Origin of the sequence: Congregibacter sp. (genome assembly GCF_047617445.1) — a bacterium.
Lineage (GTDB): Bacteria > Pseudomonadota > Gammaproteobacteria > Pseudomonadales > Halieaceae > Congregibacter.
This window is the reverse complement of record NZ_JBLGBE010000003.1, coordinates 22,136-40,408: the sequence shown is the minus strand read 5'-3', so window position 1 is coordinate 40,408 and position 18,273 is coordinate 22,136. Positions and strand designations below refer to the sequence as shown.

The window sequence follows — 18,273 nt, the reverse complement described above, 5'->3', positions numbered from 1 at the left end:
AGTCATGCCTCGTCGCTGTGCCTCGTGCTGCGAGTCACCTTGGGTTAAATCTTAAAACTACACGCTGCCGCTTCGGTTAACGATTAGCCCGCCGCCAGCGGCTGCAGTTGCCATTGGTTTATCAACATCTGTAGACGTTTACGTTGCCCGCGCAAAGAGAATTCCAGTTCCCGGAATTGACTACGCAGAGCGGCTTGCTCCCAGCGATCGTGAAGTTGCTGGTAACGCTCAGCCATGGCACCTTCAAACTGGTCCCGATGACGCTCGTAGCGCTCAGACTGCAATTGCTTCCACTGATTTATGGAATCGGTAAAAATTTGATATTCGCGTTCCAAGATGGCCGATAACGCGGTTTCTCCATGGCCTGCCGCCAGGTCCTGAGCTCGCTTGAACTGCATGTCCAGTAAAGCGCGTTGTATGCGGAAGTCCGGTACACGCTGAAGACCGTTCGCAAGCCCAAGTTTTTCCAGGCCTGCGACCATCCATTTGGTGGGATCCCACTGATACCAGCGAATGCCATTGCGATAGTCTTTCTGAAAGATGTGATGATAGTTGTGATAGCCCTCGCCATAGGTGAGGAAGGCCAGGAAGCCGTTATCGCGGGCACTGTTTTCTTCGGTATAGGGTCGGGTTCCCCAAAAGTGTGCAAGAGAGTTGATAAAAAAGGTTACGTGATGATTGACCACGAGGCGCAGTAGGCCCACCAGAAGCACCGTACCAATGACATCTCCAAGCGCCAAGCCCAGAAGGATCGGCATGCCCAAATTCATAAAGGTCGTGATAGCGACGTAGTGCTTGTGCTGCCACATGACAATGGGATCGCGCATTAAATCCTGCGCGTTGCTGAAATCCGGTCCATTGGTGGCATACTCCCGCAGCATCCAGCCTATGTGGCTGAACCAGAGGCCGCGACCCGCGGAATACGGGTCCAAGTCATTATCGTCAACATGGCGGTGGTGACGGCGATGGTCAGCGGCCCAGATGAGGATGCTGTTTTGCAGCGCTCCGGCGCCCCAAAGAGCGAACCAAAGGCGAACGCTCCAATGTGCCTGGTAGGCCTTATGGGACCAAAGACGGTGATAGCCGCCGGTTATGGAGAGGCCGTTGAGGTACAGAAATATGCCGGCCCAGATCCACTGAGTGCCCGTGAATCCGGCGTATACCCCCCATGCCGGCAGTAAAATGGCGGCCAAAATGGGAAATCCGAGAAAGATCACGGCATTGATCCGTGTCAACGGCGGTTTTGGAGATTGTACAGTCATCATGCAGGTGCCTAATTTACGAGCGACGATTTTAACGGGATCGGCGTGCGAAGTCTTGAGCTTTGGAAAACGGTTGTTTTGAGCGGTCCGATTTTCCTTAGCGGCTCAACCATGCGTCACGTGTTGGTAATGACCGGCACGTCGTCCGTGGGTCTGATCGCCATGTTCACGGTGGATGTCGTGGACATGTTTTTCCTGACTCTTCTGGGCGAGCAGCGCCTGGTTGCGGCGGTCGGCTTTGCCGGTGCATTGCTGTTCTTCTTGCTCTCGCTTGGTATCGGGCTACAGATCGCCCTGGTTGCGCTAGTGGCCAAGGCTGAGGGTAGTCGAGATCGCCCTTTGGCGGGGCGTTACTGTAGTTCGGTACTTTGGTTCAATGCCCTGAGCGTAGGTTTAGTGGCGGCCCTTGTCTGGGTCTGGCTACCGGAGTTACTGCAGTTGCTGGGGGCCTCTGGCGACACCTTAAACTATGCTCTGGCCTACAGTCGGATTCAGATTCCCGCGGTACCCTTGCTGGTACTAGGGATGAGTCTCTCGGCGGGGCTGCGCGCGGTAGGGGATGCGCGACACAGCATGTACGCCACACTGGCCGGGGCTGGGGCAAATGCCGTACTAGACCCCATTTTGATATTTTATTTTGGGTTGGGCATTGAAGGTGCGGCTTGGGCGTCCGTAGCGTCTCGGGTTGTTGTCGTTGCATACGCGGGGTATGTGCTTTTTCGTGTGCATCGTTTGCCGACTCGCGTATCGCCGCGAATGATTGTGGCTGACGCCCCGGCCATTATGGTGATCGCGATTCCCGCCGTGCTTACGAATCTTGCGACACCGCTGGGTAATAGTTTGATCTTGCGCATGATGTCCCAGTTTGGCGACAGCGCGGTAGCAGCATCCGCAGTCATGGGGCGTTTGGCACCGCTGGCATTTGCGGTCGTCTTTGCGGTATCCGGGGCGGTGGGGCCTATCGTTGGTCAGAATGCCGGGGCGAGGCGCTACGATCGAGTACGAGAGACATTGTTAGATGCCTCAAAGTTCGTTGTGGCGTATGTCGCTATTGCCTGGCTGATACTTTGGCTCGCAGCAGACTTTGTCGTTGCGACCTTTACTGTCAGTGAGCTCGCAGCGGACTTGCTCAGATTTTATATTTACTTTCTGGTGGGCGCCTTCGCCTTTAATGGCCTGCTGTTTGTCGCCAATGCCAGTTATAACAACCTCGGTCGAGCCTACCTGGCCACCTTGTTCAACTACGCCAAAGTGTTCCTTGGTGTTGTGCCCGCGGCCTATCTGGGCGCGACACTGTATGGCGCTCGTGGTCTTATGATCGGAGAGGTGTTGGGTGCTTCGCTCTTTGGTGTGTTGGGTTTACTCAGTGCATTGGCGTTAGTGAAACGCCTTCAGCGAGATTACCCCCCTCTTGATCCGAAGGGCGCTTAAGCAGCACGAGGCTTGCCGCTATAGCATTGTGATCGGATCGAGTGGTGGGGAATGCAGCCCTTGCGACAGCGCGTAAGCCTCTCAGGAAAATAGTATCTACGCTTGAGCCTAGATGTCGGCTACGCCAGTCGAGTTCGAATTCGACTTCTACCAATGCTAACTCCTGCGCCCAGGTTTGCAGCGCCGAGGCGCGCCAAGCGTTCCAGTGATTGAAATCTCCGGCCACGATCACTGGGCCACGATGACTAAACACGAGTGTTGAGAGGGCCGCCAGGTGCTTCTTGTAGTCGGCGGCGGTCAAGGTGAAGTTGATTGCGTGGAGATTGATGAGTAGCAGAGCGCCCTCGCGAAAGGGCAGGCGCAGCACGCTAACGGCCTTTGGGGTTCTTAACCAGGGCTCAATAAATGTGAGTTCACAGACCACATCGGCGGGAGTTTGGCTGCGGATCTCTACCCCGGTAGCCTCACTGCCCCGGGCATAACCTGGGCTGAAGTAGCGATAGGTCTCTGCGCTTAAGTCCTTGCCGGCACCGCGAAGCGATTCTTGGAGCAAAACCAGGTGGGCGCCCCGGGATATACGCTGGAGTTCTAGCTGCGCGCCGGGAAGATCAAACTTCATAATGTTCCAGCTTCTCAGGCGCAGGGGAACCGGGAACTCCGCGGGCGAGGTGCTTGTCGGTGTATGAAGTGCCCGAGCACAGGCGGAAATGCTTTTGTGGACGAGGGAGCTGTGGCTAGGGACGCTGACCAGTAATGTGTTGGCGCAAAGCGCGAAGGAAATCAACGTCGAAAACCTGAGAGTCATTCTCTCAGTATAGCGCTGACTACAGCCGTTCTACGTAGGCGTGGTATTCGAGGCTGGTGATGTGGCGCTGAAATTCAGCCAGTTCCTGCGCTTTCGTGAGACCAAAGTTGCGCTGCATTTCTGGTCCAAGCGCGGTACTGATAAAGCTGGATTCGCCAAACAAGCGAAGAGCGTCCTGCATATAGATCGGGAGTTCCTGAGCATCGAGTTGGCTGTAGCCATCGCCGCTGATCGGGGCCTTGGGAGTAAGGTTGCGTTCGATACCGTCTAGCGCAGCAGCCAGGATGACCGCAAAGACCAGGTAGGGGTTGGCGTCCGCACCTGCCACCCGATGCTCCAGACGACGGGCCTTGCTGCTGCCAGCAGGCACCCTAAGCGCAACAGTGCGATTCTCGTAGCCCCAGTTTGCCGTGGTCGGTGCGTGACTGCCTCTTTGAAAGCGGCGATAGGCGTTAAAACTTGGTGCGAAGATCGCAAAAGAATCGGCCATGTGCTGAAGGCAGCCGCCTATGGCATGGCGTAATTTGGGGGTTCCAAACTCCGTACCGTCATCAAACACGTTCTTACCGTCGCGATCGATGACGCTGCAATGAACGTGGAGGCCGTTCCCCGCCTCATCGGCAAAGGGTTTTGGCATGAAGCTGGCCACCAGGCCATGCTGCTTGGCAATTTCCTTGATGGCGTGTTTCATCATCAGGATTTGACGTGCGGCGAGCACAGGACTGTCCACGTGCTGCATATTGATTTCGTACTGCGATGGCGCGGACTCTTTGACTACGCCGTCAAAGGGTAGGCTTTGCAGCTGGCAGGCACGATGGATTTGTTCGAGCATCGCATGATTCTGTTGCAGCACATCGAGACCATAGAGATTGCCGCCAATGGGTTCGCCCCGGTAAGGCTTCTCGCCGCTGTGCTTGGGGTGTTTGCCGTCCCATTTCACGAGACTGAACTCCAGCTCCGCGGCGACTACCGGACGCCAGCCTCTGGCGTGATAGCGGGCTACGACGCGCTTTAGAACTTGTCGGGGATCTCCGAGGTATCCACCGCCGCCAGGACGAAACATAGTCAGCATCAGCTGGCCGTGCCGTCCTCGGGGGGACCAGGGTGTGGGCAAAAGGGAGCCCTCAACGGGCAGGCACACGCCATCCTCATCACCGGTGGCAAACACCAGTTCTTCTACATCGCGACCCCAGATATCGAGAGAGAGGGCGGTCTTGGGGAACTTCAGTTCGCCCTTATAGACCTTGGCTAGCTTGTTCCGTGGCAGCCATTTACCCCTGAGAACGCCGTTACTGTCAGGTAGCAGCGCTTCGATCATCGAAATTTGGGGGTACGCACGCAGGAACCAGTCGACTTCCAGCGCCATAAGACACACTTTCCCGTGTTAAACGTTCCTGAACGGCACTATTGCTATCTCCCGCGTATACGGCAATACCCCGCATTGGTCATCAGGGGCTATGGTCGGGCGGGCCCCATGTAAATTTTTAACGGATCATCGCCCGCAGCTTCTCCCAAACAGGACATCGTATTCAGGAACAAAGAAAAAAGGTCGGTCTGCGAGTTGACGTCCAGTTTGCGATAGATGCTCTTACGGTGCCGGCGCACGGTTTCTCTAGCAATCGACAATCGTTCTGCTGTGGTGTCGGTGCCGTAACCCCGGAGCATCAGCTCAAGGACGCTCTTTTCCCGGGGCGATAGAAGCGACGTGCCAAAGGTGCGAAAGGCCAGGTCAATCTGATGGTCTATGCCTGGCTGGATGAGATTCGCTACTGCGAAGGCATCAAACTCACTGTGAATGCGCAAGAGTTCGGAGATTGGGTCAGCGAGGGAGTAGAGCAGCTGAAACTCATCTTCGGTAAAGGCGCCGTGCTCTGGCAAGCGCATCATGGATAAGTTAATGACGCTGCCACCTTGAAGTTGAGACAGGAATATCGCCTCGTCGACGGTGCCAGTGTCCGAGTAATAGTCATGGTAGTAGCTGGATGACTCGAGGCGTCCCGCCGTGAGGCGCGAAAGTAGATAGATGCGATTCTTCGGGCGATCGATAGAAGCCTGAAAAAACGGATCTTCGCGATAGGGGCCTTCGAGGTAGGCGTCGATTTGCGAGGCAACCGCTGCCGGGGGAATCTCGTGGTAGAGCACGCTTGGAGGAAGGTCGCGGTGATACAGCCAGATCTGTGGATAAGCGATGGGCACTCGTTCGCGCACTGCGGCGATCAATGCCGGGAAAAAATCATCTCGACCCAACGCACCGACGGCTCGGGCTAGATCGCGATTCCACTCACTCAGTAATGTCAGTGTGCTCATTCCAGATGTGCCGCTGTGGCTGGTTTTTCTACAGTATGGCGAGTGTGTTGTGGACGCAGTGTCATGTCAAACCGTTACTCACTCCAGTCCAGGTTTGCCGTGCGCCAGTGCGCGCGCCAGGCCCGTTCGACCTTGTCGCTATAGACCCGTTGCCCACTGCTGCCGTTGTATGCAGCCAGGGCCTTGTGTAGGACGCCGTCCTCGCGTTGGAGGTAGAACTGCAGAATACGGCAGCCGTAATCGAGGTTGGTAAGATTGTCTGTGAGGTTGTCGTCTGGGCGGCCGATCTCATTCTTCCAAAATGGCATAACCTGCATGAGGCCCTGGGCGCCTGCGCGGGATACGGCAAAACGGTCAAAGTGACTCTCTACCTCGATTACCGCTAAAACCAGTTCCGAAGAGAGCGTGCTGCGTGTTGCCGCTGCGTGAATCTGCCTCAGTAATTTTAGTCTGGCGTCAGCCTCGGGTACAAAGCGCGTCAGTCTGGCGCTCATGTCCACTAGCCAGACCTCGGCGTCAAAACGGTCATCAAAGCTATCACTGGCTGCAACGTTCGCTTCCAGGAACTGCCGCAGCGCTTCCCGCTCCAGGCTCTCAGCAGGCTGGATGTTTTGGGCCGCGAGATTACCCGCGACCACTGACAGCAGCACGCACAGCGCGTACCTGAACTCGAGCAGATGCGCGATCTCAGGCCTCTTGGCTTAGTTGGCGATCTACAAAATTCATGGCATCCGCTAACGGTACACGTTGTGCTTCGCTGTCCCGTCGACCCTGATACTCGATTTCGCCCTCGGCCAGAGAGCGATCACCGATGACCACGCGGTGGGGTATGCCCAGTAGCTCCATGTCTGCGAACTTTACGCCAGGCCGCTCATTGCGATCATCCATGAGTACCTCTATGCCGCGTTCCAGACACTGGGCATGTAATGCCTCTGCCGCTTCTGCTACCGCCGTGGATTTGTGCATGTTCAGGGGCACGATTGCCAGCTGAAAGGGCGCCATTGCTCGCGGCCAAATGATGCCTCGTTCATCGTGATTCTGTTCGATGGCGGCCGCGACGATGCGGCTCACGCCGATACCGTAGCAGCCCATGCTGACGGTGACGTTGCGACCATTCTCGTCGAGCACCTTGGCATTCATAGTCTCGCTGTACTTGGTGCCAAGTTGGAAGATGTGGCCTACCTCGATGCCCCGGCGTATCTGCAGCGTGCCCTCGCCGTCAGGACTGGGGTCACCAGTGACGACGCTGCGCAGATCGGCGCGCTCATAGCGGTTGATATCCCGGTCCCAGTTTGCGCCTTCGAAGTGTTCGTCGGGGCTGTTGGCACCGCAGTAGAAGTCGGCGCAAGCTGCGGCGGCAAAGTCCGCAACCACGGCGATGGACAGGCCCACAGGCCCTATGGAGCCAAAGCCTGCACCGCAGGCTGCGGTCGCCTCTTCTTCTGTGGCCATGCGCAGTGGCGACGCTACCAAGGGGTGCTTTTCCGCCTTGATGGTATTGAGTTCGTGGTCGCCACGAAGCACCAGTGCCACGAGCCCGCCCTCCGCGGCTTCGACGAACAGGGTCTTTGCCGTGCGTTGTGCGGGGACACCCAACGATGCGCAGAGATCCGCGATGGTTTTTACCCCGGGCGTTGCAAGCTTGCTCAGTGCCATAGAGGCTTCGGGGCGTTGATCGCTTTGATCCAGTGTCTCAGCCCGCTCGATGTTGGCTGCGTAGTCGCTGGTGTCACTGAAAGCGATGGCGTCTTCGCCCGAATCAGCCAATACGTGGAATTCATGTGAGGTATTGCCGCCAATGCTGCCGCTATCGGCCATGACGGGTCGGAAGTTCAGTCCAAGACGCTCAAAGATCCTGCTGTAGGCGCGATGCATAACTTGATAGGTCGCTTCCAGAGATGCTTGGTCGGTGTGGAAGGAGTAAGCATCTTTCATCAGGAATTCACGCGCTCGCATAATGCCAAAGCGTGGACGAATCTCGTCGCGAACCTTGTTTTGAATCTGATAGAGATTGAGCGGTAGCTGTTTATAGCTGCTGATTTCGTTGCGCACGATGTCCGTGATGACTTCTTCGTGAGTAGGTCCGAGACAAAATTCGCGATTGTGACGGTCCTGTATGCGTAGCAGTTCCGGGCCATATTGCTCCCAGCGACCTGACTCCTGCCACAGCTCCGCGGGTTGGACCATGGACATGGCCAGCTCCAGAGCGCCTGCCGCGTCCATTTCTTCGCGGACCACGCGTTCAACCTTGCGCAGAATTTTGAGTCCCATGGGCATCCAGGTATACAGGCCCGAAGAGAGCTTTCGGACCAGTCCGGCGCGCAGCATCAGTTGATGGCTGATGATCTCCGCATCCGCCGGCGTTTCTTTGTGCGTAGTGATAAGAAACTCGCTACTGCGCATGGGGGTTTTTCCTCGTTGCTTTGATTGCAGGGGAGTGTAAATCGCAATGGAGCGGTGGTACAGATACGAATCGCAGTGTCTTGCGCGTAATTGCGGGACGAATTTTTCGTGAATACCTGAAAATATAGGGTTTTTTTGCGGTACGCGAGGATAAACGCTTGTATTGTAGTGTCGAGTGATTTATAAATATCAGCAAGTCGTGATCGAAGCTACATATGCAGCATCTTTGGCTTGTTCACTGGATTGCGTAGAAGACAAAATCACGACTTGTATACCCAGGTCATTAAATGGAGAAACGCGGCGTTTTTTCTGGCAAAGCTCCTGTCGCGGGGTGCATCAGTAGTCGTAGTCTGATTGCTGGTCCGCTTCATGACTTCTGGCCCCCGGTAGAAAACGCGTCGTGTTGTGAAATATAAAACGCTTATCCCGTAAGGAAGGTTCATAAACATGGCGACACCTAAAGCAGTAAAGAAAGCTCCGGCAAAGAAAAAAGTAGCAGCCAAAAAAGCGCCTGCAAAAAAAGCCGCAGCTCCCGTTAAGAAGCCCGCTCCCGCGCTCAAAGAAAAGATGACCAAGACTCAGGTCTTGGCCAGCATTGCTGAGAGCACAGGCCTGTCCAAAAAGCAGGTTGGTGATGTTATGGCTGAGCTTGAAACACTCATTGAGCGCAGTGTTAAGAAGCGTGCGGTTGGCGAGTTCACGCTACCGGGCCTTATGAAGATCACCACTGTGAAGAAGCCTGCGGTCAAGGCGCGAAAGGGTATTAATCCCTTTACTGGTGAAGAGACTATGTTCAAGGCGAAGCCAGCCAGCGTGGCTGTGAAGGTTCGCCCACTGAAGAAGATGAAGGAGTTTGCCCAGTCCTGATATAGGGCGGGGCGGGCGCCTGTTAGGGGCGCTTCTCTCTTTAATCCGAGCCCGTTCGGCGCCTCCAGGGGTCGGGCGGCCTCCTTCTTGTCTACCGTCAACCCGAACTTTAGGGCTGACGTTCTCCCATTGGCTCGCTTCGCGAGCTGAGGTAGAATCCGCGCCGCTTTAAAAAATGGCCCTAGCGCAACAGCTAGTGCTCTAACACGGCTCCGGCCAGAGGCTTGAACGCCCCTGGGTTGGCAGGATTAACTACTATGCCCATATACGAATACCAGTGCACTGAATGCGGGGAACTCCATGAGGCGCTCCGAAAAATCAGTGATCCGCCGCTGACGGATTGCCCTGCCTGTGGCAAGTCCGCTCTACGAAAAAAAGTCTCTGCGGCCGCTTTTCGGCTTGCCGGTAGCGGTTGGTATGAGACCGACTTCAAGCGTGACAACAAAAAGAACCTGGCTGGGGATAGGTCCTCAGACACGTCCGGGGCCGGCTCCGAGAGTGGCAAGAAAGACAGTACAGCCGCTAAGCCATCCAAACCCGACTCCAGCAGCGGCAGCACCGCTGCCTGATCATTTGCCGTATCAACCCTTAAATAGGAACCACCATGCGCAGTCATAACTGCGGCCTTCTGCGAAGTGCCGATATCGACGAGACCGTAACACTTTGTGGCTGGGTGGACCGGCGGCGAGACCATGGCGGGGTGATTTTTCTGGATCTACGTGATCGCGAGGGGATTGTTCAGGTGGTTTTTGATCCTGATACCGAGGAGCATTTTGCGACCGCCGACCGCGTGCGGACGGAGTATGTCCTCAAGGTGACGGGTCGAGTGCGGGCGCGCAGCGATGCCACGGTAAACCCAAATATGGATACCGGTGAGATCGAGGTGCTCGGCAAAGAAATTGAAGTGCTTAATACCGCCGTCACGCCTCCTTTCCAGCTTGATGAGCACACTTCTGTGGGCGAAGAGGTTCGTCTGCGCTACCGCTACATGGATCTTCGCCGTCCCGAGATGCAGCAGCGATTGCGTCTGCGCTCGCAAGTGACCGATGTAGTGCGTCGCTTTCTAAACGAAGAGGGATTTTTGGATATTGAGACGCCCATCCTCACCCGCGCTACGCCTGAGGGCGCGCGGGACTATCTGGTGCCCAGTAGAACCCATCCCGGGCAGTTTTTTGCGCTGCCGCAGTCTCCGCAGCTCTTTAAGCAGTTGTTGATGGTTTCTGGGTTTGATCGCTACTACCAGATCGCCAAGTGTTTTCGCGACGAAGATCTACGCGCAGATCGTCAGCCGGAATTCACTCAAATTGATATCGAAATGTCGTTTCTGGATGAAGCGGCGATTATGGAGATCACTGAGCGCATGGTGCGCGGACTGTTTCAGTCGGTGCTTGACGTTGATCTTCCAAGCTTCCCGCATATGACTTGGGCCGAGGCCATGGAGCGCTTCGGCTCTGACAAGCCTGACCTGCGCATTCCTCTGGAGCTTGTCTCGGTCGATGACTTGATGCAACAGGTGGACTTTAAGGTCTTCCGGGGTCCGGCAGATGATCCCTTGGGCCGCGTTGCGGCCTTGCGAGTGCCCGGCGGCGCATCGATCTCGCGGAAGGAGATCGATGACTACACCCGTTACGTCAGCAATTACGGCGCCCGCGGCCTGGCCTGGATCAAGGTCAATGACTTGGCAGCAGGCGTGGAAGGGCTGCAGTCACCCATTCTTAAATTTATGCCAGACGACGTTGTAGCTCAGATGATGGAGCGTCTCGAAGCCAGTGATGGCGACATTATTTTCTTTGGTGCCGATCGCGTGGGTGTCGTTAACGAGGCTTTGGGTGCGCTGCGCATCAAAGTAGGCACAGACCAGGGCTTGGTGAGCGAGGGTTGGGCGCCCCTATGGGTTGTAGATTTCCCCATGTTTGAGGAAGACAGCAACGGGGGTTGGACGCCTTTGCATCATCCATTTACGGCGCCTGCTTGTGACCTGGCGACCCTCAGTGAACACCCTGGCGAAGCTTTATCGCGCGCCTATGACATGGTGTTAAATGGCACGGAGCTCGGTGGCGGTAGCGTTCGTATCCACAACCTCGAGACTCAGGAAGCTGTATTCGATATTTTGGGTATTGCGCCTGAAGAGGCTCGGGAGAAGTTTGGCTTCCTGCTCGACGCGCTCAAGTATGGCGCACCGCCTCACGGCGGTCTGGCGTTTGGTCTTGATCGTATCGTGATGTTGATGTGCGGCGCAGCGTCGATTCGCGATGTCATCGCTTTTCCAAAGACTCAAACTGCCGCCTGCGTGATGACCGAGGCGCCTGGCACAGTGAGTGCTGCTCAGCTGCGTGAACTGCACGTGCGTTTACGCGAGCCAGAGAAGCAAGAAACCGATAGTTAAGGCAGTGTAGATCGAGTTGTCGGTGTCGCGTCTGGGCGTTTATTGTGCGGTTTATGCGTATTAAAGTAAGAATCAAGGAGAATCGCTGATGGCCGGACATAGTAAATGGGCCAACATCAAGCACCGTAAGGCGGCACAGGATGCCAAGCGCGGCAAGATGTTTACCAAGCTTATTCGTGAGCTGGTGGTTGCGGCGAAGCAAGGGGGCCCTCTACCTGAGGATAATCCCCGCCTGCGTGCTGGGGTAGACAAGGCTCTTGGCTCAAACATGACTCGCGACACCATTGATCGAGCGATTGCTCGAGGTGCCGGTAATAACGAAGCCGACGATGTCGAAGAGTTGACCTACGAAGGCTATGCCCCTGGAGGCATCGCGGTCCTGGTTGAGGTTATGACCAATAACCGCAATCGTACGGTAGCCGAAGTGCGTCACGCCTTTAGTAAGCGCGGCGGCAACCTTGGCACGGACGGCTCGGTAGCGTACTTGTTTGAACGTAAGGGGCAGATTAGCTTTGCTCCCGGTGCTAACGAGGACCAGGTCATGGAGGCGGCTCTGGAGGCCGGCGCTGAGGATGTTGAGGCAGCGGACGATGGCTCCATTGAGGTAACCACTGCCTGGGAAGAGCTTTCCGGCGTTAAAGCGGCCATGGAAGAAGCTGGCCTGGAGCCTGTAGAGGGCGAAGTCACCATGATTGCCTCGACCACGATACCCGTTGATGCAGGCGGTGCCGAGACGGTGATGGGTCTGATCGACGCGCTTGAAGAGCTTGATGATGTGCAGAATGTGTATTCCAACGTCGACATCCCTGACGAGGTTCTCGAAGCACTGTCCTGATCTTTGCTGGAAACACTGTATGTTTATACATATCATGGGGTTTCGGCATAGCGACCGCTGGGACGCAGCTCATGACAATTATTCTGGGTATTGATCCCGGTTCCCAAAAGACCGGCTTCGGTATAATTAGCAGCTTAAACGGCAAAAACAGCTATATCACCAGCGGTGTAATTCGTTTGCCCAAGGGGGCCTTGCCCGAACGGCTGCGTATTATCGCTCAGAGCGTGGCCGAGCTGGTGGAGCTCCACGGGCCAGCGGAGCTGTCTATTGAGCAGGTCTTTATGGCCAAGAGCGCGGATGCGGCTCTTAAGTTGGGCCAGGCTCGAGGTGCCGCGATTGTGCCCTGTGTGATTCGTGGCATGGATGTCAGTGAGTATTCGGCAAGACAGATAAAACAATCCGTGGTCGGTACCGGCGCGGCCGATAAAGCCCAGGTTCAGCATATGGTCAAAGCGTTGCTCAACCTTCCCGGGCAGCCGCAGGAAGACGCGGCGGACGCCCTTGCTGCGGCACTTTGCCACGCTCATACCCGTGATGGACTAGTCCGGGTTGTGGGTGCCACGGCGATTCGCCGTGGTCGTATGCGCTAATCAGTGAGGAATACTTAAGTGATCGGTCGAATTTCAGGGACATTGCTGCACAAACAGCCGCCGGAGATATTGGTTGACGTTGCGGGCGTGGGCTACGAAGTTCAGGTGCCTATGACGACACTGTTTCAGCTTCCGGCTCTGGGCGAGGCGGTAACGCTCTTGACGCACCATGCTGTTCGGGAAGACGCGCAGACACTGTATGGGTTTGTGAGTGAACGCGATCGTGAGCTGTTTCGGCATTTGATCAAGGTCAGTGGTGTCGGCCCCAAGCTGGCGCTGACGATTCTTTCCGGGATGGACAGCGATAGCTTCGCCCGAGCGGTTCGCGGGGACGATCTTACAGCGCTGGTTGCGCTGCCTGGGGTGGGTAAGAAAACCGCCGAACGATTGTTAATCGAAATGCGTGATCGTCTATCCGGGTGGCTGGGTCAAATTGCCGACTCGGCCAACGGTTTGGAGTTACCTTTGGCTACCTCCGATAAGCTCAGTGATGCTGAAGACGCATTGGTGTCGCTGGGATACAAGCCTGCCGAGGCAGCGCGACTGGTTGCCAGGGTCGATAGCGATGCCATCACCGACAGCGAAGAACTGATCCGTCTTGCGCTCCGCTCTACGGTTCGTAGTAGTTAGGACATCGATATGACGGTAGTAAAAACAGTGACAAAACACGCATGATTGAAACAGATCGCCTAATTGCTCCAGCCCCCACAACCACGAACGAGGAGGCGCTGGACCGCGCTGTTCGGCCAAAGACTCTGGCGGAATACATTGGTCAGCCCGTCGCTCGGGAGCAGATGGAGATCTTTCTGGCCGCGGCTAAGGGTCGTGATGAGCCCCTGGACCATACGCTGATATTTGGCCCCCCGGGACTGGGTAAAACAACGCTGGCGAGCATTATTGCCCACGAGATGGGCGTGTCTTTAAAGGCGACATCGGGTCCGGTACTTGAGAAGGCGGGTGATATCGCGGCTCTCATGACGAACCTGGAGCCTGGCGACGTCCTGTTCATTGATGAAATTCACCGACTGAGCCCTTTCGTTGAAGAGATTCTTTATCCAGCCATGGAAGATTACCAGCTGGATATCATGATTGGTGAAGGGCCTGCGGCGCGCTCCATCAAACTGGATTTGCCACCTTTCACCTTGGTGGGTGCTACCACGAGAGCAGGTTTGCTCACGTCACCGCTTCGGGATCGCTTCGGGATCGTGCAGCGGCTGGAATTTTATGCAGTCGATGACCTGGCGGTGATTGTTGCGCGGTCAGCGCGAATTTTAGGTATCCCGATGGATGACGCGGGCGCTAAAGAGATAGCCCGGCGGTCCCGGGGCACGCCGCGTATCGCTAACCGTCTGCTCAGACGGGTTCGTGATTATGCTGAGGTAAAAGGCGACGGCACGATTAACGCCGATATCGCCGATCGTGCTCTTGATCTGCTGAGTGTTGATGCTAAAGGTTTTGATCATTTGGACAGGCGGCTACTCCTGGCGATGATCGAAAAATTCGACGGAGGTCCCGTAGGTGTGGATAGTCTTGCGGCGGCTATATCTGAAGAGCGAGGCACGATCGAAGATGTATTGGAGCCTTTCCTGATTCAGCAAGGCTACATGATGCGCACGCCTCGAGGACGCATGGTGACTCGCCTCGCCTACCAGCATTTCGGGGTGCCCATGCCCAGTGATGGCAGGCCTACCCAGCAATCTGGCGAAGGTCAGGACTCCTAGCCGCTTGCCCAATATGAATGAGCTAACGGAATTTTCTTTGCCCCTTCGGGTCTACATCGAAGATACGGATGCGGGCGGCATTGTCTACTACGTGAATTATCTCAAATACATTGAGCGCGCACGAACAGAGTTCATGCGATCCCTGGGCATGGACCGAGCCGCTATTTTCAATGGTGAGTTGATGTTCGTGGTGAGCGATCTGTCTGTGAGCTATCACCGGCCAGCGTTTCTAGATGATCAGCTTCATGCCACAGCGGCGCTGACGTCAGTGGGTGGCGCGTCGCTAAAACTTCAGCAATGTGTCCGTCGCGGCAGTGACTTGATTGCACAGGCGGCTGTGTCTCTCGCCTGTGTGAGCCCTGAATCACTAACGCCGCGTCGCATCCCCAAACCGATGCTTGATACACTGCGCGCCGCGCTCAATTCTCCCGGAGAATGACTTGGACGAACTAACTTGGACGAACTAAGCCTGGTTGACCTGGTAATGGATGCCGGGATCACCGTCAAACTGGTTATGGCCTTGCTCATGGCAGCATCCGTGACTTCTTGGTACATGATTTTTCAGCGATTCTTTTACTTCCGCAATGCGGCGGCTGAAATGCTGGATTTCGAAGAGCACTTTTGGTCCGGTGTTGACCTGGCGCAGTTGTATCGCGAAGGCAGTGAGCGGGCGGCTGAGGGAGAACCGATTATCGGCGTTGAAGGCGTGTTTCGCGCGGGCTTCAAAGAATTCTCTCGACTTGCCCAACAAACCGATATGGACGCCGAAGCGATGCTTGAGGGAGCTCGCCGGGCAATGCGCGTAGCCATGCTGCGAGAGGAAGAGCGTTTGGAGCAGCACTTACCCTTCCTGGCAACGGTTGGCTCCACCAGCCCCTATATCGGACTATTTGGGACCGTATGGGGAATCATGAACTCCTTTCGTGGACTGGCAAACACGACTCAGGCAACGCTGGCTACGGTTGCGCCGGGCATCTCTGAGGCACTTGTGGCCACGGCCATGGGGCTTTTTGCGGCTATTCCTGCTGTGATGGCCTACAACCGCTTTGCCTCGAAGGTGGATGTCTACGGTAAGCGTTACGACACCTTCGTAGATGAGTTCTCCAGCATTCTCGGTCGTCAGGCTTATGCATTGAAGTCCCGGCAACGCGAGGCCAAGCAGTAATGTCGCGTCGCGCCCGCTTTCGGCCTATGGCCGAGATAAACGTCGTACCCTATATCGACGTGATGCTTGTGTTGTTGATCATCTTTATGGTCACGGCGCCGATGCTTATGCAAGGCGTAAAAGTTGACTTACCTCAGGCCAAGACAGAGCCGGTGGATAATCAAGACGCAGAGCCCCTCATCGTATCCATCAATGCTCAAGGCCAGCTGTTTTTGAACGTCGGTGGCCAAGAGGATCAGGTTTTGTCTCTGGCGACAGTGCAGCAACGCGTTGGCGCGGTGATTCGTCGCAGTCCAAGCAAGCCAGTGCTGGTCTGGGGGGACAAAGCCGTAGCCTATGGAGAGGTTGTGAGTCTTATGGCAGCGCTGCAAGAAGCGGGTGCCCCGGGAGTGGGTCTGGTGACTGAGAATCCTCGGTGATTCGAGATTGGTACAGTCTTGGACAACTCACCCTGCTGCCCATCGCTGGTACGCTGGCACTGCATTTGCTTCTGCTGGCGGCGATTTTGTTGCGCTATCAGGCTGATAGCGATCCGCGCACCATCGAAGCGCGAGTGCTGCCGCCTACGGTGATAAACGCAACACTGATTGATGCTGCGTCCCTAAAGCCCAAGAAGCAGGTTCGCAAGCCGACGCCTAAGCCGGCAGCCAAGCCGACACCTAAGCCTGTGAAAAAGGCCGCGTCCAAAACGGCTACGACTTCAAGCAGTAAAGCGCCGTCCAAAACCACGACCGAGCCCAGTAAGGCGCCCGCAGCTAAACCCAAGGTCGAGCCTAAAGTAGAGGAGCGCATTAGCGCTGCAGAGCTTGCGGCGATCAGTCGGCGCGAGCTTGCTGCCGCCATGGCCGCGGAAGACAGCACCCAGGTGGCAGTGACTGCGGAAGAGATGTCTACGAGTTACGCGGCGCTTGTTCGCGATACGGTGGTGAGCTACTGGAGCCGCCCTCCCAGTGCCCGCAACGGTATGGAGGCACTGCTGGCGATACAGCTTGTACCTACTGGTGAGATCGTTTCTGTTAGTGTTATCCGCTCCAGCGGCAGTGTCGCCTTTGATCGCTCCGCCATGAATGCCGTGGAGAAAGCCGGGAGTTTCCCGGAGCTTAAAAATTTGCCGGGCCGCGAATTCGAAAAGACCTTTCGCCGCTTCCAGTTACTCTTTAGACCCGAGGATCTGCGTTACTGATGTTCCGACTAATTGTTCTAGCTGTACTCCTGATTGCACCGCTGGCTAAAGCCCAGCTGGTCATAGAAATCACCCAGGGCGTTGATGATCCGACGCCGGTCGCGGTTGTGCCCTTTGCCTGGCAAGGTGCTGGGAATGCACCGGTAGATATGGCCGAAGTGGTCCACGAGGATTTTGAGCGCAGCGGGCAGTTTTCGCCGGTCAATCGCGCCGATATGCTTGGCTTCCCTAGTCGAGAAGAAGAGGTGTTCTATCGCGATTGGCGAGCCATTGCCAGCGAGTACGTTCTGATTGGGCGGGCGACAGCGGAGGGCGACCAGTTGTCGTTGCGCTACGAGCTCTACGACGTATTGCGCCAGACCCGTATCGCAGAAGGAAGCGTTGCAGGCCCCGTTGGGGAGGCCAGAATGCTGGCGCACCGCGTTTCCGATGCGGTGTACGAGAAGCTCACGGGTATTCCCGGGGCTTTTGCGACTCGATTGATTTACGTATCGGTCACGCGAAACCCCACAGGCAAGGACTACTTCCGATTGACCCTTGCAGATTCGGACGGTGCACGCCCTATTGTTTTGCTCGAATCTCGCGAACCCATTATGTCGCCTAGCTGGGCGCCGGATGGCAAGCAAGTGGCTTATGTATCTTTTGAAACCGGTCGGCCGGCAATTTTTCGACAGGTTCTGGCCACCGGAGAGCGGGAGCAGCTAACCAACTTTCGAGGGCTTAACAGCTCCCCCGCATGGTCTCCAGACGGTAATTCGATAGCGATGGTGCTGTCCAAAGACGGTAGTCCCGATATCTATCTCATGGATATGGCGAGCCGACGCCTGACACGGGTTACCCAGCATTACGCCATTGATACGGAGCCCAGCTGGATGCCCGATGGGCGCGCCTTTTTGTTCACCTCTGATCGCGGCGGGCGGCCACAGATTTATCGCTATGATCTGCGCAGTGGTTTGACCGAGCGAGTCACCTTTGAGGGTAACTATAATGCCCGCGCCAGGGTCGCTCAGGACGGTCGGAATGTTGTTCTGGTACACCAGAGGGAAGGCGAGTTTCAAATCGCCATTCACGATCTGGTGAGCAACCGACTTCAGGTCCTCACAAATACCGATTTGGATGAAAGTCCAAGTATCGCACCTAATGGTTCCATGGTATTGTATGCCACCAAGTTTGGTGATCGTGGCATTCTGGCTGCGGTCTCGGTGGATGGTGGCGTAAAGTTCAGGCTGCCAGCCCGCAGTGGTGATGTTCGCGAGCCAGCCTGGTCACCTTACTTGCAATTTTAAGCCGTTGTTTTTAGTGACAGCTGTTTTTGTGG

19 protein-coding genes are annotated in these 18,273 nt (G+C 56.0%); 13 read left to right on the top strand and 6 right to left on the bottom strand.

What is annotated here, in order from left to right; genetic code table 11:
• Window positions 1–83 precede the first annotated feature (83 nt).
• The gene (locus ACI9KD_RS01805; protein ID WP_414979430.1) at window positions 84–1,265 is read right to left on the bottom strand and encodes an acyl-CoA desaturase; all 1,182 of its coding nucleotides are present in this window, start codon (window positions 1,263–1,265) and stop codon (window positions 84–86) included.
• A 75-nt stretch (window positions 1,266–1,340) separates the two neighbouring features.
• Here ACI9KD_RS01805 and ACI9KD_RS01800 point away from each other — a divergent pair, with 75 nt between their 5' ends.
• Window positions 1,341–2,693 carry an MATE family efflux transporter gene (locus tag ACI9KD_RS01800; RefSeq protein ID WP_414979429.1) on the top strand — a complete coding sequence of 451 codons (1,353 nt, stop codon included), beginning with the start codon at window positions 1,341–1,343 and terminating at the stop codon, window positions 2,691–2,693.
• On the opposite strand, the gene ACI9KD_RS01795 is transcribed toward ACI9KD_RS01800, so the two are convergent.
• The 5 genes from ACI9KD_RS01795 to ACI9KD_RS01775 form a co-directional block, all read right to left on the bottom strand.
• A complete protein-coding gene (locus tag ACI9KD_RS01795) occupies window positions 2,626–3,498 on the bottom strand; it encodes an endonuclease/exonuclease/phosphatase family protein (RefSeq protein ID WP_414979428.1) in 873 nt (290 codons plus the stop codon). The genes ACI9KD_RS01800 and ACI9KD_RS01795 overlap by 68 nt on opposite strands.
• 19 nt (window positions 3,499–3,517) lie before the next feature.
• Window positions 3,518–4,864: a glutamine synthetase family protein gene (locus tag ACI9KD_RS01790; RefSeq protein ID WP_414979427.1), complete on the bottom strand. Its 1,347-nt coding sequence runs from the start codon at window positions 4,862–4,864 to the stop codon at window positions 3,518–3,520.
• Between the two features lie 89 nt (window positions 4,865–4,953).
• Entirely contained in the window at window positions 4,954–5,805 is an 852-nt protein-coding gene (locus ACI9KD_RS01785) for a helix-turn-helix transcriptional regulator (RefSeq protein ID WP_414979426.1), read from the bottom strand.
• Between the two features lie 74 nt (window positions 5,806–5,879).
• The gene (locus ACI9KD_RS01780) at window positions 5,880–6,455 is read right to left on the bottom strand and encodes a lytic transglycosylase domain-containing protein (RefSeq protein ID WP_414979425.1); all 576 of its coding nucleotides are present in this window, start codon (window positions 6,453–6,455) and stop codon (window positions 5,880–5,882) included.
• A 37-nt stretch (window positions 6,456–6,492) separates the two neighbouring features.
• Window positions 6,493–8,208, bottom strand: coding sequence for a proline--tRNA ligase (locus ACI9KD_RS01775; protein ID WP_414979424.1), 1,716 nt, complete (start codon window positions 8,206–8,208; stop codon window positions 6,493–6,495).
• Window positions 8,209–8,655: 447 nt separating this feature from the next.
• Here ACI9KD_RS01775 and ACI9KD_RS01770 point away from each other — a divergent pair, with 447 nt between their 5' ends.
• The 12 genes from ACI9KD_RS01770 to tolB all read left to right on the top strand — a co-directional run bounded on the left by ACI9KD_RS01770 (window position 8,656) and on the right by tolB (window position 18,241).
• Entirely contained in the window at window positions 8,656–9,075 is a 420-nt protein-coding gene (locus tag ACI9KD_RS01770) for an HU family DNA-binding protein (RefSeq protein ID WP_414979423.1), read from the top strand.
• Between the two features lie 257 nt (window positions 9,076–9,332).
• Window positions 9,333–9,644 (top strand): FmdB family zinc ribbon protein, encoded by a 312-nt coding sequence (locus tag ACI9KD_RS01765; RefSeq protein WP_414979422.1) that lies wholly within the window; start codon window positions 9,333–9,335, stop codon window positions 9,642–9,644.
• 35 nt (window positions 9,645–9,679) lie between these two features.
• Entirely contained in the window at window positions 9,680–11,461 is a 1,782-nt protein-coding gene (aspS, locus tag ACI9KD_RS01760; protein WP_414979421.1) for an aspartate--tRNA ligase, read from the top strand.
• 88 nt (window positions 11,462–11,549) lie between these two features.
• On the top strand, window positions 11,550–12,296 hold the full coding sequence (locus tag ACI9KD_RS01755) for a YebC/PmpR family DNA-binding transcriptional regulator (protein ID WP_414979420.1): 747 nt from the start codon (window positions 11,550–11,552) through the stop codon (window positions 12,294–12,296).
• 71 nt (window positions 12,297–12,367) lie between these two features.
• A complete protein-coding gene (ruvC, locus tag ACI9KD_RS01750) occupies window positions 12,368–12,886 on the top strand; it encodes a crossover junction endodeoxyribonuclease RuvC (protein WP_414979419.1) in 519 nt (172 codons plus the stop codon).
• 18 nt (window positions 12,887–12,904) lie between these two features.
• Window positions 12,905–13,516, top strand: coding sequence for a Holliday junction branch migration protein RuvA (ruvA, locus tag ACI9KD_RS01745; protein WP_414979418.1), 612 nt, complete (start codon window positions 12,905–12,907; stop codon window positions 13,514–13,516).
• A 41-nt stretch (window positions 13,517–13,557) separates the two neighbouring features.
• Window positions 13,558–14,607 carry a Holliday junction branch migration DNA helicase RuvB gene (gene ruvB, locus ACI9KD_RS01740; RefSeq protein WP_414979417.1) on the top strand — a complete coding sequence of 350 codons (1,050 nt, stop codon included), beginning with the start codon at window positions 13,558–13,560 and terminating at the stop codon, window positions 14,605–14,607.
• A 13-nt stretch (window positions 14,608–14,620) separates the two neighbouring features.
• Complete coding sequence (ybgC, locus tag ACI9KD_RS01735; RefSeq protein ID WP_414979416.1) at window positions 14,621–15,046, top strand: tol-pal system-associated acyl-CoA thioesterase; 426 nt, start codon at window positions 14,621–14,623, stop codon at window positions 15,044–15,046.
• 15 nt (window positions 15,047–15,061) lie between these two features.
• A complete protein-coding gene (gene tolQ / locus ACI9KD_RS01730) occupies window positions 15,062–15,772 on the top strand; it encodes a protein TolQ (RefSeq protein ID WP_414979415.1) in 711 nt (236 codons plus the stop codon).
• Window positions 15,772–16,191 carry a protein TolR gene (gene tolR, locus ACI9KD_RS01725; RefSeq protein WP_414979414.1) on the top strand — a complete coding sequence of 140 codons (420 nt, stop codon included), beginning with the start codon at window positions 15,772–15,774 and terminating at the stop codon, window positions 16,189–16,191. Before tolQ ends, tolR begins: the two co-directional genes overlap by 1 nt.
• Window positions 16,188–16,955, top strand: coding sequence for a cell envelope integrity protein TolA (gene tolA / locus ACI9KD_RS01720; RefSeq protein WP_414979413.1), 768 nt, complete (start codon window positions 16,188–16,190; stop codon window positions 16,953–16,955). The genes tolR and tolA overlap by 4 nt, the downstream gene beginning before the upstream one ends.
• On the top strand, window positions 16,955–18,241 hold the full coding sequence (gene tolB / locus ACI9KD_RS01715) for a Tol-Pal system beta propeller repeat protein TolB (RefSeq protein WP_414979412.1): 1,287 nt from the start codon (window positions 16,955–16,957) through the stop codon (window positions 18,239–18,241). The genes tolA and tolB overlap by 1 nt, the downstream gene beginning before the upstream one ends.
• Window positions 18,242–18,273 lie beyond the last annotated feature (32 nt).

What these genes read in the sequence shown, in the direction of transcription:
- ACI9KD_RS01775 (WP_414979424.1), bottom strand. Translation starts at nt 8,208, where the DNA reads ATGCGCAGTAGCGAGTTTCTTATCACTACGCACAAAGAAACGCCGGCG.
- ACI9KD_RS01785 (WP_414979426.1), bottom strand. Translation starts at nt 5,805, where the DNA reads ATGAGCACACTGACATTACTGAGTGAGTGGAATCGCGATCTAGCCCGA.
- ACI9KD_RS01755 (WP_414979420.1), top strand. Translation starts at nt 11,550, where the DNA reads ATGGCCGGACATAGTAAATGGGCCAACATCAAGCACCGTAAGGCGGCA.
- ACI9KD_RS01790 (WP_414979427.1), bottom strand. Translation starts at nt 4,864, where the DNA reads ATGGCGCTGGAAGTCGACTGGTTCCTGCGTGCGTACCCCCAAATTTCG.
- ACI9KD_RS01770 (WP_414979423.1), top strand. Translation starts at nt 8,656, where the DNA reads ATGGCGACACCTAAAGCAGTAAAGAAAGCTCCGGCAAAGAAAAAAGTA.
- tolR (WP_414979414.1), top strand. Translation starts at nt 15,772, where the DNA reads ATGTCGCGTCGCGCCCGCTTTCGGCCTATGGCCGAGATAAACGTCGTA.
- ybgC (WP_414979416.1), top strand. Translation starts at nt 14,621, where the DNA reads ATGAATGAGCTAACGGAATTTTCTTTGCCCCTTCGGGTCTACATCGAA.
- ACI9KD_RS01795 (WP_414979428.1), bottom strand. Translation starts at nt 3,498, where the DNA reads ATGACTCTCAGGTTTTCGACGTTGATTTCCTTCGCGCTTTGCGCCAAC.
- tolB (WP_414979412.1), top strand. Translation starts at nt 16,955, where the DNA reads ATGTTCCGACTAATTGTTCTAGCTGTACTCCTGATTGCACCGCTGGCT.
- ruvC (WP_414979419.1), top strand. Translation starts at nt 12,368, where the DNA reads ATGACAATTATTCTGGGTATTGATCCCGGTTCCCAAAAGACCGGCTTC.
- aspS (WP_414979421.1), top strand. Translation starts at nt 9,680, where the DNA reads ATGCGCAGTCATAACTGCGGCCTTCTGCGAAGTGCCGATATCGACGAG.
- ruvB (WP_414979417.1), top strand. Translation starts at nt 13,558, where the DNA reads ATGATTGAAACAGATCGCCTAATTGCTCCAGCCCCCACAACCACGAAC.
- ACI9KD_RS01805 (WP_414979430.1), bottom strand. Translation starts at nt 1,265, where the DNA reads ATGATGACTGTACAATCTCCAAAACCGCCGTTGACACGGATCAATGCC.
- ACI9KD_RS01765 (WP_414979422.1), top strand. Translation starts at nt 9,333, where the DNA reads ATGCCCATATACGAATACCAGTGCACTGAATGCGGGGAACTCCATGAG.